General features: G+C 54.6%; 12 protein-coding genes. 7 read left to right on the top strand and 5 right to left on the bottom strand.

Annotation, left to right across the window (positions count from 1 at the left end):
- Positions 1-65 precede the first annotated feature (65 nt).
- From Enr10x_RS09785 to Enr10x_RS09765, 5 genes are all read left to right on the top strand, one after another.
- On the top strand, positions 66-2,054 hold the full coding sequence (locus Enr10x_RS09785) for a redoxin domain-containing protein (protein WP_232093294.1): 1,989 nt from the start codon (positions 66-68) through the stop codon (positions 2,052-2,054).
- 103 nt (positions 2,055-2,157) lie between these two features.
- On the top strand, positions 2,158-4,509 hold the full coding sequence (locus Enr10x_RS09780; RefSeq protein ID WP_232093292.1) for an efflux RND transporter permease subunit: 2,352 nt from the start codon (positions 2,158-2,160) through the stop codon (positions 4,507-4,509).
- A 178-nt stretch (positions 4,510-4,687) separates the two neighbouring features.
- Positions 4,688-7,336 carry a DUF1553 domain-containing protein gene (locus Enr10x_RS09775; protein ID WP_197997553.1) on the top strand — a complete coding sequence of 883 codons (2,649 nt, stop codon included), beginning with the start codon at positions 4,688-4,690 and terminating at the stop codon, positions 7,334-7,336.
- Between the two features lie 61 nt (positions 7,337-7,397).
- On the top strand, positions 7,398-8,852 hold the full coding sequence (locus tag Enr10x_RS09770) for a DUF1501 domain-containing protein (RefSeq protein ID WP_232093289.1): 1,455 nt from the start codon (positions 7,398-7,400) through the stop codon (positions 8,850-8,852).
- 25 nt (positions 8,853-8,877) lie between these two features.
- Entirely contained in the window at positions 8,878-10,137 is a 1,260-nt protein-coding gene (locus Enr10x_RS09765) for a M14-type cytosolic carboxypeptidase (RefSeq protein WP_197997552.1), read from the top strand.
- Between the two features lie 37 nt (positions 10,138-10,174).
- Here Enr10x_RS09765 and Enr10x_RS09760 read toward each other — a convergent pair whose 3' ends face one another.
- From Enr10x_RS09760 to Enr10x_RS09740, 5 genes are all read right to left on the bottom strand, one after another.
- Positions 10,175-11,263 carry a deoxyhypusine synthase family protein gene (locus Enr10x_RS09760; RefSeq protein WP_145448899.1) on the bottom strand — a complete coding sequence of 363 codons (1,089 nt, stop codon included), beginning with the start codon at positions 11,261-11,263 and terminating at the stop codon, positions 10,175-10,177.
- A 223-nt stretch (positions 11,264-11,486) separates the two neighbouring features.
- Positions 11,487-11,906: an adenosylmethionine decarboxylase gene (gene speD, locus Enr10x_RS09755; protein WP_197994949.1), complete on the bottom strand. Its 420-nt coding sequence runs from the start codon at positions 11,904-11,906 to the stop codon at positions 11,487-11,489.
- Between the two features lie 489 nt (positions 11,907-12,395).
- A complete protein-coding gene (locus tag Enr10x_RS09750; protein ID WP_145108525.1) occupies positions 12,396-13,361 on the bottom strand; it encodes a DUF1559 domain-containing protein in 966 nt (321 codons plus the stop codon).
- A gap of 130 nt (positions 13,362-13,491) precedes the next feature.
- On the bottom strand, positions 13,492-14,016 hold the full coding sequence (locus Enr10x_RS09745; RefSeq protein ID WP_145448898.1) for a hypothetical protein: 525 nt from the start codon (positions 14,014-14,016) through the stop codon (positions 13,492-13,494).
- 155 nt (positions 14,017-14,171) lie between these two features.
- Positions 14,172-15,071: an alpha/beta hydrolase family protein gene (locus Enr10x_RS09740; RefSeq protein WP_145448897.1), complete on the bottom strand. Its 900-nt coding sequence runs from the start codon at positions 15,069-15,071 to the stop codon at positions 14,172-14,174.
- Positions 15,072-15,430: 359 nt separating this feature from the next.
- Here Enr10x_RS09740 and Enr10x_RS09735 point away from each other — a divergent pair, with 359 nt between their 5' ends.
- A complete protein-coding gene (locus tag Enr10x_RS09735; RefSeq protein WP_145448896.1) occupies positions 15,431-16,357 on the top strand; it encodes a chemotaxis protein CheX in 927 nt (308 codons plus the stop codon).
- Between the two features lie 95 nt (positions 16,358-16,452).
- Positions 16,453-17,196 (top strand): SDR family oxidoreductase, encoded by a 744-nt coding sequence (locus Enr10x_RS09730; protein ID WP_145448895.1) that lies wholly within the window; start codon positions 16,453-16,455, stop codon positions 17,194-17,196.
- Positions 17,197-17,217: the final 21 nt, after the last annotated feature.

Genomic DNA, 17,217 nt, shown 5'->3' with positions numbered 1-17,217 from the left:
GCTTTCCGGGCAGTTGATAGAATGGACGCTCCCGTCATGACCAGTTCTGGAGGAAGGATCGCTGCATGTTACGTAGTCGTTTTACAACCCTGTTTTTGTTGGTTCTGTTATCTACCAGTCCCCTGCTGGCGCTGGAGAAAACGGAATCAGCAAAGGATGCTTCACTCACGTTTCGGTTGCCAACCGCGGGCGGTAAAGTGGTCGAACTGGCTGCTGTCCCTGCGGAGAAAGCGACCGTAGTCTGCTTCCTGGGAGCCGAATGCCCGCTGGCCCGGCTGTATGGTCCCAAGCTGAATGAGATGCAGGCTGCTTACAAATCAAAGAACGTGCGGTTCATCGGCGTGAACAGCAATCAGCAGGATTCGCTGGAAGATGTGAAGGAATACGTCAAGCGGTACGAGATCTCATTCCCGATGGCGAAGGACTATAACAATGAGGTCGCCGATCGTTTTCATGCGGTGCGCACACCTGAAGTTTTTGTACTGGATCAGCAGCTGGCCGTCCGGTATCGTGGTCGGATCGATAATCAGTACCTGCCGGGAATCTCCCGGGCAGAGACCACTACACATGATTTGAAGAATGCATTGGATCAGCTGCTCGCGGGCAAACCAATTGAAGTGACCGAGACCAAACCGAACGGCTGTTTCATCGGCCGTGTGAAGCAGAATGAAGTGACTACAAAACTGACATTCTGTAAGGAAGTCGCGGGGGTATTGCACCGTCACTGTGTGGAATGTCACCGCACAGGTGAGATCGCACCTTTCAGCCTGACGGACTACGATGAAGTCCGGGGCTGGGCAGATACGATGCTGGAGACCATTGAAGATGGCCGGATGCCCCCCTGGCACGCCAGCCCGAAGTATGGTCATTACGCGAACGCCCGGTTCATGTCAGAGAAAGATAAGGAGATCCTGCGGGAATGGGTGGCCGGCGGAATGCCTTATGGCGATATCAAGGATCTGCCGGAATTGCCGAAGTTCCGCGAAGGCTGGCACCTGCCCCAGGTTCCGGAAGTGGTCTATGAAATGCGGAAGCGACCGTTTGTGGTTCCGAAAGAGGGCGTTGTGGAATATCAGTATTTCGTAGTGGATCCTGGATTCAAGGAGGACAAGTGGGTCACCGGTGCCCAGGTCCTGCCGGGGAATCGGTCGGTGGTGCATCATGCGATTGTGTTTATCCGTCCTCCCGACGGCGCTGATTTCCGCGGGATTGGCTGGCTGACTGCGTATGTGCCGGGACAGCGGATCAACATGCTTCCGCCTGGCCGGGCGCGCAAGGTGCCTGCCGGTTCCAAACTCGTATTCCAGATGCACTACACGCCGAACGGATCGGTGGAAGAGGACATTTCCAAAGTCGGCTTGATGTTCGGCAAGGATGAGGAGATTACCCATGAAGTCTTTACGCTGATTGGCATCGATCAGGAGTTTGAGATCCCGCCGCACGCGAGTGATTTTCCGGTGTCGGCGAAAGTCCGTCGGATTCCCCCGCATGCGGAACTGCTGGCGATTGCCCCGCACATGCATCTGCGCGGTAAATCATTCCGACTGTTTACGAAACAGGACAAGAAGAAAGAGATTCTGCTCGATGTACCGAACTACGATTTCAACTGGCAGCACATCTATGAATTGAGCAAACCGATGTCCCTGGACAAGGTGGACGGTCTTGAATTTACGGTGAAATTCGATAATTCGAAAGAGAATCCGTTCAACCCGGATCCGAATGAATATGTGACCTGGGGCGATCAGACCTGGGAAGAAATGGCGATTGCGTTCTTCGAAGTCGCTGAACCGCGCAAACACAAAGCAGAGAAGAAAACGCAGCCCGAGAAAAAACTCAGCAAAGCCGAACAGCAGAAGAAACAGGTTGAGGAGCAGAAAAAACGTGATGCGGAGTTGAAAAAGAAAAAAGAAGAACAGATCGAGGCGTTCTTCAAACGGTTCGATAAGAATGGCGATGGACGCGTTGATCTGGAAGAAGTGCCTCTGGCAACGCAACGCTATGGGCGTATTCGAGACAGGAATGGCGATGGAGTGATTCAGAGAGACGAACTCTGATTCCCGGCACGCCAGTAAGCTTCCTGCTGGCTGAGATTTTGCGCCAGATGATTTCAAGCCAGTTAAATTTAAAAATCTACCGCTGAGAGAAAGTGAATCGCGCGTGTCTCGTACGTTCAATCGCTGTTCGGTCTGGATGGTTGACCATCCCCTGCTGGTAACGCTCTTTATCCTGCTGCTCAGCGGGGTTGCGCTGTTGGGTTATACCATGCCTCAGGAAGTCCGGGACTGGTTTACCGCGAAGCCCGAACCGGCTCCCCAGGTGCAACAACAGAAACCGGACAAGCCGCGCAAAGTTCGGGAAGCACCGCCGGACGTCGATCCGATCAGTCTGACAGATGCAGACACGATTCTGGTGATCGACTCAAAAGATTTCTTCACGACAGACGGCGTCAAAGCACTGCGTGAGATAGTGAAAGAGATCAAATCACTGGAGTACGTGCAAAGCGTCTTCTGGCTGGAGGACATTCCCAATCTGAATATTTTCGGCCTGCGGGAGCCGATCCTTCCGAATGAGCGGGCGTCGCAGAAGCGGCTTGATGATGCGAAAGAAAAGGCGATCGCGCATCCCCTGGTGGGCGGGCAACTGCTGTCAGTGGATGCGCAGACCATTCTGCTGATGGTCAAATTCAAATGGATGTACGTGACCGATGACGAAGCCTGTACGACCGGTTTGAAGGACGTCGCTAAGAAAGTTGCTGCGAAATATCCCGATGTGAAGTTTTCCTTCACGACCACCGGCCGCGTGCCCATCTACCTGACTGCGGTGCGCACGCATAATGCGAACAAGGTCAAATACCAGGTGATCGGTTACGGGATGATATTGCTGATGGCGATCATTCTGTTCCGGGGGATCACGGCGGTGATTATCGTCGCCCTGGCACCGATGTTTGGCGTGTTTCTCACGATGGGGATCATCCAGTTTTTCGATTTTCAGGACAACCCGTTTAACGATGTAGTACTACCGGTGCTGTTGAGCCTGGTGGGATTGACCGACGGCGTGCATCTGATGGTCCAGATCAGGCGGCATCGGGCTTCGGGTCTGTCAGGACGGGATGCTGCCCGGCGCGGGATTCAGGAAGTGGGGCTGGCCTGCTTTTTGACTTCCGTCACGACGGCCATCGGTTTCGGTTCGCTCTCGCTGGCCCATCATGAGACCGTGCGTGAATTCGGTTACAGCTGCGTGGTCGGGGTACTGCTGACCTTTATCGCTGTGGTCACGGTGATTCCCCTGGCCTGCCGAACCTGGCTGGGGCGGTCGATTCATGTGGGATATGGTAAGGGAGTCATCGACAAGAACCTGAATCGAATCAGTGTGATTATTGAAATGGTGCTGAAACGTGCGGGGTGGATCAGTAAGGTGGGCATCGGCCTGACGGCAGTGCTGATTATGATTTCTCTGACGCTGCGTCCCGATGAACGCCGGGCCAACATGCTGCCCGAGGGCTCGGAGGCTGCGACTGCGCTGAATCATATGGACCAGGCGATGGGAGGACTCGAGCACTCGCGGGTTGAAGTGAAATGGACAGACGAGGTCGACTCGGATTCCCCGGAAGTGCTGGTCGCGATCAGCGAAGTGGATGAACTGCTGAACCAGGAAGCGTTGATTGGTCATCCGATTTCGATTGCGAATATTTTGTCTGCGCTGCCGGGCGAAGGTCCTCCGGAAGAGCGGATGTCGATGATCGATCTGTTGCCGCCCCCTTTGAAGCGGGCGTTCTACACGCCGGAACGGAACCAGGCGACAGTCAGCTTTCATGTTCAGGACCTGGGTATCGCCCGGTACGGGCCGACCTTTACCCGGATTGAAGAGGGGCTGGCGGCGATCGGGGGTAAACACCCGGACTTTCGGTTTGAGTTGACCGGGTCTGCCGTCTGGCGGTGGCGGAACCTATATCAGATCGTGGTCGACCTGGCATCCAGCCTGGGGAGTGCCGCGATCATCATCCTGATTGTGCTGGCAATTGCGTTCCGTTCATTGCGGCTGGGCCTGATTTCGATCATTCCGAATATGTTCCCGCTGGCTGTGACCGGAACCTTCCTGGTCTTCACAGGACAGGCGCTGGAGATTGTCAGCGTCTGTGCGTTTACGGTCTGTCTGGGGATTGCCGTCGATGATACGATTCACTTCCTGACGCGATTCCGCGAGGAACAGTTGCAGGTCGAAAGCGACGACGAAGCGATCCGCCGAGCGTTTACTGGAGTGGGGACCGCGTTAATCATGACCACGGTCATCCTGGTCGCCGGTTTCTCGACAGTGATCTTCAGCGATATGCGGGACCAGCGGATCTTCGCCATCATGAGCGGCCTGACGATCGGCTCGGCCCTGTTTGGCGATCTCATCTTCCTGCCAGCCCTGCTGGCTCGGTATGCAAAACGTTCGCAAGTGCCTGCGATGGAGGAAGCGGAGCTGATTGCCGAAGAACCCCGGGAAGAATCACTGGTGCGGGAATAACGTCAACTGATTTTTGCTTTCAATGACGATACAGCCGTCCTTGTAAGTAAAGTTAAATAATTTGACGCTGCTGCCGATATAGAGTAGTATAAAGTCTCACCAAAATGGTTAATTTCACGGCTTTTAAGTGAATTAACTCCCGCCCTGACTGAGTTTCCTCTGAAAAAGGAACCCTGCCTTGTATATCCGCGCCATCGCTTTCCTGCTGACGGCTGTTTCTGCCTGCATTGTCGGGAGTCGATCCAGCTCCGCTGCTGATGCACGAGTGACTTTTGAAAAAGACATCCGGCCGATCTTCAAGGCGTACTGCTTTCACTGTCATGGCGAAGAGAAAGAACTTTCCGGTTCACTGGATGTGCGGTTGCGCCGATTGATACTGAAAGGCGGCGATTCCGGAGAGGCAATTGTTCCCGGTAAACATGCTGAGAGCCTGCTCTATCAGTATGTCGAATCGGGAGACATGCCGCCCGATGAGAAGCTGCGTCTCAAACCGGAAGAGGTCGCGCTGATTGCGAAATGGATCGACCAGGGAGCCAGGACGGAGGGGCCGGAGCCGGAAGGCGAGGTCAAGCCGGGTGACTTCCTGATTACCGGCGATGAACGGTCGCACTGGGCGTTTCGTCCTATTAAAAAGGCTGCCCTGCCAGAACTGCCACAGTTGAAAAAAGAGAGCGGAAAGCAGGCGGTCAATCCGGTCGATGCCTTCATTGCACGGAAACTGAAGCAGAACGGTCTCTGGTTTTCTGAAGAAGCAGATCGCCTGACGCTGATCAGAAGGGCCGCCTTTGATCTGACCGGGCTCCCCCCTGCTCCGGAAGCAGTCGACACCTATCTGGCAGATCAGTCGCCGGACGCGTATGAGAAAATGATCGATCGCCTGCTGGCCTCTCCGCATTACGGGGAACGCTGGGCGCGGCACTGGCTGGATGTCGCCGGCTATGCCGATTCTGAAGGCTACAATGACAAAGATATTATCCGTCCCGATGCCTGGCATTACCGGGATTATGTGATCAAGGCGCTGAATGCAGACAAGCCCTGGGATGAGTTTATCACCGAGCAGTTGGCCGGCGATGAACTCGTGAAAGCCACGCATGCCACGGCACAAAAACTGGTGGATCAGGATCCGGCGGTCTGTGAAAAGCTGACGGCGACCGGTTTTCTGCGGCTGGCACCCGATGGGACCGGCTCGAGCCCGATGGATCCTGCGGTCGCACGCAACCAGGTGATTACCGAGACGGTGAAGATCATGTCCTCTTCGCTGCTGGGGATGACCGTTGGTTGTGCCGAGTGCCATCATCACCGCTTCGACCCGATTCCCCAGGAAGACTTTTATCGTCTGCGGGCCGTGATTGCCCCCGTATATGACACTCAAAAATGGCGGATGCCGGCCAGTCGACGTGCGGCCCTGATGTCCGCGGAAGACAAAGCCAAAGCTGCGAAACTGTCGGCCCAGGTCAAGGAACTGGACGCCGAACATAATAAAGTCAAAGCAGAAGTGACCCAGCTGATTGCTGAGCGGGTGCTGAAAGAAGTCCCCGAGGCAGATCGCGAACAGGCACGCACCGCTTATGAAACGGCAGTTAAAGAACGTTCAAAAGAACAGGCGGAGTTGCTCAAACAGAAATACCCGATGCTGGACCTGCTGGTGCCGGGACGTCTGCATCTGTTTCTGGCCCGCTTCAAAGACGGGAACGAACTGAAAAAACGGTACGAGGATATCAAGGAAAGAGCAGACAAACTGCGGGCGCAGATTCCCCAGCCGGAATACATTCGGGTGGCAACCGAAGACACACAGCATCTGCCGCAGACGTTTGTCTTCTATAGGGGGGATTTTTCCTCACCGGAGAAAGATCTGATCGCTCCCGGCGGTCTGACCGTCATTGCATCCAAGACCGAAAACACGTTTGAGTTGAATGATCCCCAACTGCCGACCACCGGACGCCGATTGGCGTATGCCCGGTACCTCACCAGTGGGAAACATCCCCTGGTGGCACGCGTGCTGATGAACCGGTTCTGGATGCATCACTTCGGACAGGCGATTGTCGATTCAACGGGTGACTTCGGATCCCGGTCTTCTATTCCGACACATCCCGAACTGCTGGACTGGCTGGCGGCTGACTTTATGGAACAGGGCTGGCAGCTCAAACGCATCCATCGCCTGATCATGACTTCACGAACTTACAAGCAGACCTCCGCAGGGTATTCCGAGAAAGCAGCGGCCATCGATGCCGACAACCGTCTGTTCTGGCGGATGACGATGCGGCGGCTGGAAGCGGAATCAATTCGCGATGCGATCCTGGCGGTCAGCGGCGAATTGAACCGGGAACAGTTTGGGGCACCGGTTCCGGTTTCCCTGGCAGACAGCGGGATTATCACGGTGGGTGCCGGTAAAGTATCCAAAGACCGCCGCGAACTGAAACGATCCATCTACGTTCAGGTCCGTCGGACCCAGCCGGTGACGATGTTGAGTGCCTTTGATGCTCCCAGTATGGAACCGAACTGTGAGCGGCGGGTGTTCTCCACAGTCGCGACGCAGTCACTGGCACTGCTTAACAGCGAGTTCATGCGGCAGCAGTCAGAGGCTTTTGCGAAACGCGTGTTGAAGGCAGCGGGCAAAGACGCTGATGATCTGCAGTTGATCAAGACGGCCTGGAAGCTGGCATTGAGCAGTGAGCCCTCTGCAGCGGAACTGAAGGCCTTGCAGACAAACTATGCCATGCAGTTAAACGAATATCAGGCGAAGAAAGTCAAAGAGCCCCGACAGGAAGCACTGGCGGCAGTCTGCCACGTGCTGTTTGGAACCAACCAGTTTCTGTATGTAGAGTAAGTGAGCTGGCTCACCGGACTACTTACAGAACAATTAAATCGATCTCCAGAGGGAGTGAATCGTGTCTCAATTTTTGAATCAAAACTCAGCCAGTTCCCGCCGACACTTTCTGGCCCAGAGTGCGTTTGGCGTCTCTTCGCTGGCCCTGGCTTCGCTGCTGAACGATGAACACTTGCTGGCGGCCCCGGAAAAGCCGGCCCTGGAAGAGAAGACCTATGATCTGCTGCCAAAGAAGACCAACCATCCGGCGCGGGCCAAATCGATGATTTCGATTTTCTGCGGCGGTGGGCCGAGTCATCTGGATCTGTTTGATCGTAAGCCGACACTCGACAAGTATGCGGGCAAACGCTTCCCGGGAGACGGGATCAAATACGATAACGCTGGCCAGGCGACTTCGATCATCATGCCCTCTCCCAACACGTTTGAAAAGTGTGGCGAATCGGGGATGGAGATCAATACCGCGATGCTGCCGCACCTGGGGGAGATTGTCGACGATATCACGCTGATCCGCTCGATGCAGCTCCCCAATATCCGGAATCACGTGGCCGGCATGCGGGCCATGACTACCGGTCGGGGACGTGAAGGCTGGCCTTCGCTGGGAAGCTGGATTACTTATGGTCTGGGGGCGGAGACTCAGAATCTGCCGGCGTTCGTGGCGATCACCATTCCCCGTAACCCGGTTGGTTCGCCTTATTGGGACAGTCGCCATTTGCCTTCGATTTACCAGGGGACCGTTGTCAGCAAGTCAGAGCCGCGGATTGCGAATCTGAATCCGATCCGGGAACTGCGCGGTAAGCCACAGTCGAATCAGCTGGATCTGTTGAAAGAACTGAACCAGATCCACCAGCAGCGTCACCCCGGCGAAGACGATCTGTCAGCCCGGATTGCCAGCTATGAACTGGCGGCCCGGATGCAGACCGCAGCAACTGAAGCACTTGATTTGACCAAGGAGACGGAAGCCACCCATCAGATGTATGGTGCCGATGATCCGGTGACGAAAGAGTTTGCGGATGCCTGTATGCTGGCCCGTCGGTTCGTGGAACGCGGCGTCCGTTTTGTGCAGATCTGGAATTATGCCTGGGACATGCACGAGAACATTTTTGCGGCGCTGGAGTCCCGCTGTAAAACCTGCGATAAGCCGTGTGCGGCCCTGGTGACCGATTTGAAGAATCGGGGACTGCTGGATTCTACAATGGTTCAGTGGGGTGGTGAAATGGGCCGTCTGCCTGTGATTCAGGACCGCGGCAAAGGCAAGAAACCGGGCCGAGACCATAACACGGAAGGCTTCAGTATCTGGATGGCCGGTGGCGGCATCAAAGAGGGACACATTCATGGGGCGACAGATGACTTCGGTCACCGAGCAGTTCAGGATGTCGTAACCCAGCATGATTTCCATGCGACGCTGCTGCATCAGTTCGGTCTGAATCACGAAGCTTTGAATTTCGAGCATAATGCCCGGTCTGTCGCTTTGGTGGAACCTGGTGAGGGAAAGGTGGCGACGGGTATCCTCAAGTAATCCCCTTGCGCAACAGGGAGCGTCGATGCAAACCGCTGGTACTCGTCTGATTGGATTGATCCTGTTTCTGGTGTGGCTGGCTTCGCCTGTGCGGGCCGGTGAGCTGGCTGTCTCGACGGACTTCCCCGGGGGCTCCGCGGAGGTCGTAGAGATCGACCAGCGGGGGCGCTCGATCACGGTTCGTCCAGCCGGGGATCCACAGTTTGGCTGGCCCTGCTGGTGGTATTTCAAAGTCACCGGTGTCAAGCCGGGCGAAACGTTGACCGTGACTGTGGATGGGAGCCAGCTGAAACAGGCCAACGGTCAGAAACTTTCAGCCAGTTGGGCGCTGCCCGAGCGGGCAGCGTTCAGGGCTGACGGGACAAACTGGTTGCAGACCAGCCCCGGAACGCGGGACGGTGATCGTTGTTGCTGGACTCAGCAAGTGGACTCAGGACAAGCATGGTTTGCCTGGGGGCCGGCGTTTGTTCCCGCGGATGCTCAGACACTGGTCGATCAGTTGAGCCGAGAACACGAGGACGTGACCGCATTTGAATTGTGTAAAACCCGCGCTGGTCGCAGCGTGCCTGCCCTGGTGGTGAGCCAGACGGATGCGAACGCAGAGGACCGCATGGTGATCTGGGTCCAGGCTCGCCAGCATGCGTGGGAATCGGGAGGGAGCTGGGTCGGTCGCGGTTTTATTGAATGGGCGGTGAGCGATGATCCCCTGGCGGTGGCTCTGCGGGAAAAGGCCGATATTTACTATGTTCCGATCATGGACATCGACAACGTGGCGACCGGGAATGGCGGTAAGAACCAGGTGCCCCACGATCATAACCGGGACTGGTCGGAGACGCCTCGCTGGAACGCGGTTCAGGCGGCGATGAAATCACTGAAGCAGTTCGATGATCAGAATCGGCTGGTGATGTTTGTGGATCTGCATAATCCGGGCGCGAACTCGAAGCAACCCTTCTTTTATATTGCCCCTCCCGAGCTGAATACGAATCGACGCAAAGCGCTGCAGGATGCATTTATCGCTGTCTGCCGCGAGGAGATGCAGAAGCCTTTGAGGCTGGATCGGAGCACGCCCTCGACTGGTCCAAAGTACGACAAACGCTGGAAAGAGATCTCCAGTAACTGGGTTCGGAGTGCGACCCGCGAGCACGTCGTCGGGATTACGCTGGAGACCTGCTGGAATACACCCCACAGTAACCCGCGGGGGTATATGACAGTAGGCCGACAGCTGGGCCGGGGAATTTCCCGGTATCTGAAACAGGATCCGCGTGAGCCCCGTGATTTGAACTGAGTCAGATTCGGTGTGCTTCAGGGCAAGAAATCTGCGACTAAGTCTGTGAATCCAGTTTTTCGAAGACGGCTTTCATCAGCAGTGGGAGTACGACGGTGGCATCGGAATAGACTTCTGCGAAGCGGCCGCCATCCTGGGGGGAGAGGAACTTGCCCCAGCTGACCCCTTCGGAATAGGTGCAGCCAGACAGGCCCCCCCAGTGAACCGGTTCCGGGCAGATGCGAATGCCGTAACGGAAGCGGGGTTCTTTCCATTCCGTGCCCAGCCGGTAGTTGGCAATTTCGTAATAGGGGGCAACCTGTTGTGCCCAGTTGCGGGGGACTCCCCCACCAATGGTAAAAATGCCGAAGGTGACGGCATCCCGCATCAGACGGGCATATTCCTGCAGATCGAGAAACGGATTGAAGCTGGGGAGCGCGGTGAGGATTTCTTCCTGTTCGAGCTCTTCCAGGGGCTTGCCCGATCTGGCGATCAGTTCGGACATGGCCCAGGTGGAGACGTCGAGGCCGATTTCACTGTCGGTGAAGGCGGGGATGAAGACCGGGACGTTCTGTTCGAAGGCACTGCGGAGGATGCCCCGCCCTTCGTTGATTTCAGAGAGCCGCTGGCCGAGCGCCCGGCAGAGACGTGCGGAGGACCAGACGCCATCTTCCGGCTGCGATTCCCGCAGGACCGACCGGACCAGCTTTTCGACGTTGTTCAGATTCGACTCCATTTCGAGGGTGTCGTAAATCCGGTTGTAGCCTTTTTTGTAGAGTGTTTCGTCAGAATCGGTAGGGTTGTACTGGTAATGGACCAGGCCGATCGATTCGGTGAGGCCGTGGGCAATCAGGGCACCGGTGGCGACGACGGCGTGGACCAGGCCCCGGTCGATCATGTCACAGATAATGCTGCCCTGCTTGGCGACGGTCATGGCGCCGGAGAGTGTGAGAACGACCTTGCAGTCGGAGTCCTGAGCCATTTCCAGGAGGATGTCGTAGGCGTCCCCCAGGCGTCTGCCTGAGAAAGCGGTGGACGACATGGCCTGCAGCAGTTCGCCAAATGAATTGACACTCGACAAGTCCAGGCTTCTCAGAGGCTTTAAACCATCACCACGACCGTCGTGGAACTCGCGTTCTCCACTCATAATCAACTCTTCTTTCGTGAGAATATCCGGGCGCAAAGAATGAGACAAACAACGCTCAGGCAGGTGCGCCTGTTGCCTGAATTCAGACAGCAAAGCGCACCTGGCTTGATGCGATGTTTATACCGTAATTCAACGCCTTTTAGATTTCCAGACCGGGAACGGTTCGAGAACTGCAATTAACAGATACAGGAGTGGTTCCAGGCGGGAACTGTTGGGCGGGAATTTATAGAGCGATCACCTGATCTGCTTCACAGTGGGAACCGGCGGGTTCCTGAAGAGCAGGTTGCCCATTCGGAATGGGGAACCGGGGCATCTCGAGAATGCTGACGTCGCCCAGATCGATCTCTTCCCGGATATAACGTAATACGTCATTCGGGTCGGTATCGCCGCAGGTGAAGACGTCGAGAGCGATTAAGCCCAGGTCGGCGTAGCAGTGGGCTGAGCAGTGGCTTTCATCAAGAAGGCACATTGCGGTGAAGCCCGGTGCAGAATTATGACCAAAGTGGTATCGAACCTGTGAGATCACAGTCGCACCAGCACGGGTTGCACCGCGTGCCATGGCTTCCAGTACCAGTTGGTCGTTTAGACAAATGTCCCGCGAGACATTACGACAATCAATGAGAAGATGTCTTCCTTTATGCAACTCATAAACCCTCCACTGAGGTGCCTGAAAAAAACGGGCATCCGATTTTGAATGAAACTGTTCGAGACGATTTCGAATCGTAATGCCTATATCGGTACGCTTTTTTAAAAGTTCGAGATTATTATGTCAAAGCGGGAGAAAATACAAGAAATAAATCGATCAATTTGCGTGGAATTTACAAAAATTGAAACAAGTATTTCCCGCGTCTGGAGGCGGGGGGATTCGGTGGCTCAACCCTTGGCGGGATTATGGTTTCCAGCCTGTCTAAAAATGCGACAGTTGCTCCCGGAAACAGCCCGCAGAGGAAACCCGGGATGCGCAAGATCTACCCTATAATAGCTGCCTGTCGACCGGGTACTGACAGGCAGCGAAAACGGTAGTGCCGGGAAACATTAAGTGATGATTGCAGGCCAATTTAAGAATCAGGGCTGCAGTCCACGGGGGACTCCAGCCCTGAATTAGACACTTTCAGATCGAGAAATCCGAGACTTAAAACTCGCCGATCGGGTTGCCATCGGCGATCATTCCCAGGTTCTGGAAAATCTGGTAGCTCATATTCTCACTGAGGAACCGGACCGCACCATCGCCCAGCAGGAAGTGAGCTCCCCCTTCATGCTTGCTGGAGAAGTTGGCGATATGGTTGGTGGTATTCGGCGGATGGTGCATGGCCATCGGAGCCGACTGTCCGACATGGCCCAGGATCAGAGAGGCGGGGCCTTCCGTCATGGAAGCCATGGTCATCCCTGCCGGCCGGGTGACGTTGGGGATGGCCGCGTACCAGGTGGAATCAGCCTGAATCACGTTCGTGACACCCACAAACTGGTGCTGGTACGAACGCTCGCCGGCAACAATCGTATTCGAGGTGCCATCGATGACGTCGCGGACTCTGACGTTACTGTTCCGATAGAGGATCCCTTTCTGTTCGGGGTTTCCCGGGGCCAAAGTCAGGCTACCATATCCAAAGACTCCTACGTAATTCGCTGAGGAGAGCTGGTAGGTGTTCGAGCCGTCGGTGACAGAAAAGACCCCCTGGTTGGTGTCGCTGGGGCAGCGGAAGATCGGGACCTTCTGGTTGGCCAGGCCGATATTCGGAGACACGGTGGCGTCCAGATTCAGGTTGAGCTGATTGTACAGGGGGGCCTGGTCCAGGAAGGGCAGCAGCATGACTCCCCAGGCAAATCCGGACCCGGTTTCCGAAGAGGCGGGATCAGTGCTGACCACGCCCCGGGCGATGTATCCGGGAGGATAGGTGCTGTGGGTGTCGTGATAGTTATAGAGTGCCAGACCGATCTGTTTGAGGCTGTTTTTACAGGTGGAGCGGCGAGCCGCTTCCCGGGCCTGCTGTACAGCGGGCAGGAGTAACGCGATCAGGATGGCAATGATGGCAATGACCACCAGAAGTTCAATGAGGGTGAAGCCACGTCGGACGCGGCGATGGTTTTGTGAAAAAAACATGGCAGGTTTACCTTCTTAGTCGACGCTGCATGAGGCGCAGTCGTGAACCGGACATTGTGTAGGAAAGAGTTTTCAGCGCAGCGGAACCGATCTTTCAGGTCAGTATGTGCCTGCTGAATACGCGAAGTGATTAGCGCGTGACTCGTTGGGGAGGAGGGATTTCCGGTTGAACGGCAATGGAGGTGGAAACGTCATTGGCCATGACAAGCGCCTGTGGCGGATTGAGTTCCGAAATGATCCGGGGGCCAGAATTCAACTGGCGGGGATCGGTGACATACCAGCCTTTGTGCTGGGAATCGCCACATCCGCAGGCTCGTGAAATCTGGGGAGATGCTGCGGCTGATTTCCTGCAGTGACTCGATTTTCTCTTTTTGGCAGAACAGCAACTGCGGCCTGCTGTTTTGGAGGAGGTACAGCAGGAAGCTTTGCCTGACTCAGTTGCGGAGAGATGCTTGTTAAAACAGCAGCAGCTGGAATTGGCTTTGAGGTCCTCTGCACACTGGCAGCCCGATTTTATTTCCAGACTGGCGACCATGCCGGTGTTGGTGACCACATAGCTCAGGCAGAGCAAGCTGACGCAGACTCTGCGCAGAACGGTCACCCGCGTTTTGAGGCTCAGGATGTCTGCAGGGCAGGATTTGCGGTGGGTGGTCACGGTAATCACTCGTTGGATCAGAACTTAAAGTAGCAGATCTATCGTGGTGCCTCCCTGCACTCTCTTATTGTTCAGAACCTCTGAGGAGAAAAAAAGAGAATAACACTCATTTTTTTCCTGATCTGCAGAATTTCTTCAGTTACGTTCAAAGCTGATCAGTTCCCTGAGGGAGTGGACTTGTCATTTTTCTCAGACTGGAGAGTATGCTGACGGATAAATTTCACGACCCGCTCTGGTTGAGGATGCGTGAAATGGTGTCCCTTTGATTTCTCTGTCCCCTCTTTGACCGAGATGATTTGAAAGTTGTTTTTCCGGTATTTTTCGGGGACACGGCTGAACATGAGCCGCGTGTTTTCAGCAGGAGGGACGACCTGATCGTTTTCCGAGATGATGTGTAAAACCGGGATCTGTGCTTTGGCGATGACTTCGATCCGGTCGACCGGGTTGTTGGGCCAGGCCACGGCTTCCTGTTCACTGAAGCCATATGCTTTGAGGCAAGCCTCCCAGCGTGCCTTCGAACCGGGGCTCTTCCCTTTTCCGCCGGGCCAGCTTTTAAAATCGCAGACAGGGGTGTCGGCATAGATGCAGCTTACCTTATCCGGATTGGCCAGTGCCCAGTTGTAAATAAACAGGCCTCCCCGGCTCACTCCCTCCAGAGCGACTTTGGATTGCAGACCGTGCTGCTTCGTGAGGTAATCGTAAAATTTGTTTCCATATTCGATTGCCTGCGGAGAACCAAACAGGTCTGAGACATCGAGGTAGGCGATATGAAAGCCCTGCTTGAGCAGTTCCACATCCATTTCATAATGAAAATCCGGGAAGCGGGCCCGCCAGACCCAGGGATTACCGGGAGCGGCTTTCTCCGGAACGACGACGTAGGATTTCCGGCCTTCCGTCTGAAAGTGAAAGCGTTTGAACCCATGCCACGTATCCTGTTTACCTGACCAGTCTTGAGGTGATTTAGTGGAGGCTTCTACTGCAAAACCGGGAGACTGAAAACAGGCTGCAATGAGTAGAGCGAAAAAAATACGAAAAACGGAAAGGGAAGGATTCATAGGCTGAGTCTCGGCTGGTATTCAAAAAGGATAGAGGTCGATTCAATTATCTCAAGCAGAAACAAGATGTTAGCGCACTACAATCACATCAACCATTCATGAACTCTTCATCAAACCGAATCGGGATTGTGCTGATTCTAACACTTGTGCGTTGAAGCTGGTTGCTGAAGTCGTCGCTGAAGTCAAAGTGTTTCTACTTAGAAGTTTTTCTGACATATAGTTTAATCAATCCACGTTGAAATGGAAATTGACAGCCGGGCATGGTCGTCTGGTTGGAGTAGGGAGTTGATGGAATGCTCCCCATACTTTGAATTCTTTCAATATAAATCGCGTTCGTTCGCCAATCACGGGTTCCTGCTATGTCCTTTATACCTGCCACACATACAACAGAAACCTTAACCAAGCGGTTTTCCGATCCAGTGATTAATTCTGTGATCGATGTTTTTAAATATTTTGTCGGTACCGACGCTGAGCTGGAAACGATTATTGATGTCAGCGATGCGCCCCGCCACCAGATGAGTTCAGCGATTGAAGTCAACGGTCCGGGAAAAGGGATCGTGGTGGTTAATGTCCCTCAGAAACTGGTTTCCCGGGCAGTGTCTCTGTTAATCGATGAGTCCCTGGCTGATGACGAACATGTACTGACTGATTTTGCATGTGAATTATCGAATATGATCGCTGGACAGGCGAAAAAGGCCGTCGATCATATGGGGTTTCAACTCGGACATCCGACAGTCATCGAGACCGAACAGATTGATACCCTCTATCCCCCGGAAGCCGGTTCCAAATGTGGAATTTTCAAGACGGGCATCGGCGAAATTGCCGTTTACTTTGGTTTTGTCGGTCAACTGGGGGAAATTCTCGATCAGGAGTGCCCGGAGACGGAGAGAAAACGCGTGCTGGTGATTGATCCTGACGAACTGAGCTGTGCGCTGTTTAGAGGTCTGTTGCACGAGCGGTACCAGGTTCAAACTGCTAAGACTGTGGAAGAAGCCTTTATGGATGCGGCTTTGAATGAACCGGACCTGATTCTGCTCGAAATCGATTCAGATCATGGACATCAGGCGGAAGCCGTGCGGGTGATTAAGGAGTCTCCCCTGCTCGATCATGTCGAAATTCTGGTAGTGACTTCAAATCGCTCTACCACAGCAATTATTCAGGCTTTTAATCACGGTGCTGCAGACTACATTCTGAAAACAGACTTCACAAAGCAGATTCTGATTGGCAAAATAGAACGCGCTCTGGGAAGAACACCGGTTGTCAAAGAGGTGGTAACGACTACATAATAGTCAGATCATCCAGTTATGGAGCCTGGATACTTCCCCGGTTGATCGCCGGGGTTTTTTATTGCCTGACCTTAAACGACAGGGAGCGGAGAGCGTTGAATCTCGAAGGAAAAGTCGCTGTGATTACCGGATCTGCGGTCCGGATTGGTCGGTCTATGGCACTGGCATTGGCTGAAGCAGGCGCTGATATCTGTATTCACTATCATTCTTCAGCCCAGGCTGCCGAGGAAACTTGCGATGAGATCAGACAGCGGGGGCGGAAGGCCATTTCTGTATCAGCTGATCTCTCTCAACCCGTCTCTGCGGCAGACACGATCTTTTCAGCCGTAATGTCAGAACTGGGACGGGTGGATGTGCTGATTAACAGCGCTTCCGTTTTTGAAAACAAGACGCTGAAAGAGGCCACTGAGACCGACTGGGATGCTCATCTGGATATCAACCTGAAGGCCCCCTTCTTTTTATGCCAGAAATATGCAGCACTGCTGTGCTCCAATCAGCCGGGGCATATCATTAACATCGTCGACTGGCGCGCCAGACGGGCCGGTATCGGTCACCTGCCCTACCGGATTTCCAAAGCCGGACTGGTCACTTTGACGGAATGCCTGGCGCTGGAACTGGCCCCGCAGGTCCAGGTCAATGCAATCGCTCCGGGAGCGATTTTGCCTCCCCCTGGCAAGGACCAGTCCTATCTCGATCAACGGGCCGCAGGAGTCCCACTCAAGCGCGCCGGAAATCCTGCAGAGATCTGCCAGGCGATACTTTATCTGTTGCATTCTGATTTTGTGACGGGGGAAATTCTGACGGTCTCCGGTGGCGAGCAGTTCACAGCCGGAGCCTGATCGATTCGCTGAGTCAATTCT

Source organism: Gimesia panareensis (assembly GCF_007748155.1).
Lineage (GTDB): Bacteria > Planctomycetota > Planctomycetia > Planctomycetales > Planctomycetaceae > Gimesia > Gimesia panareensis.
This window is presented reverse-complemented; position numbering and strand designations above follow the sequence as displayed.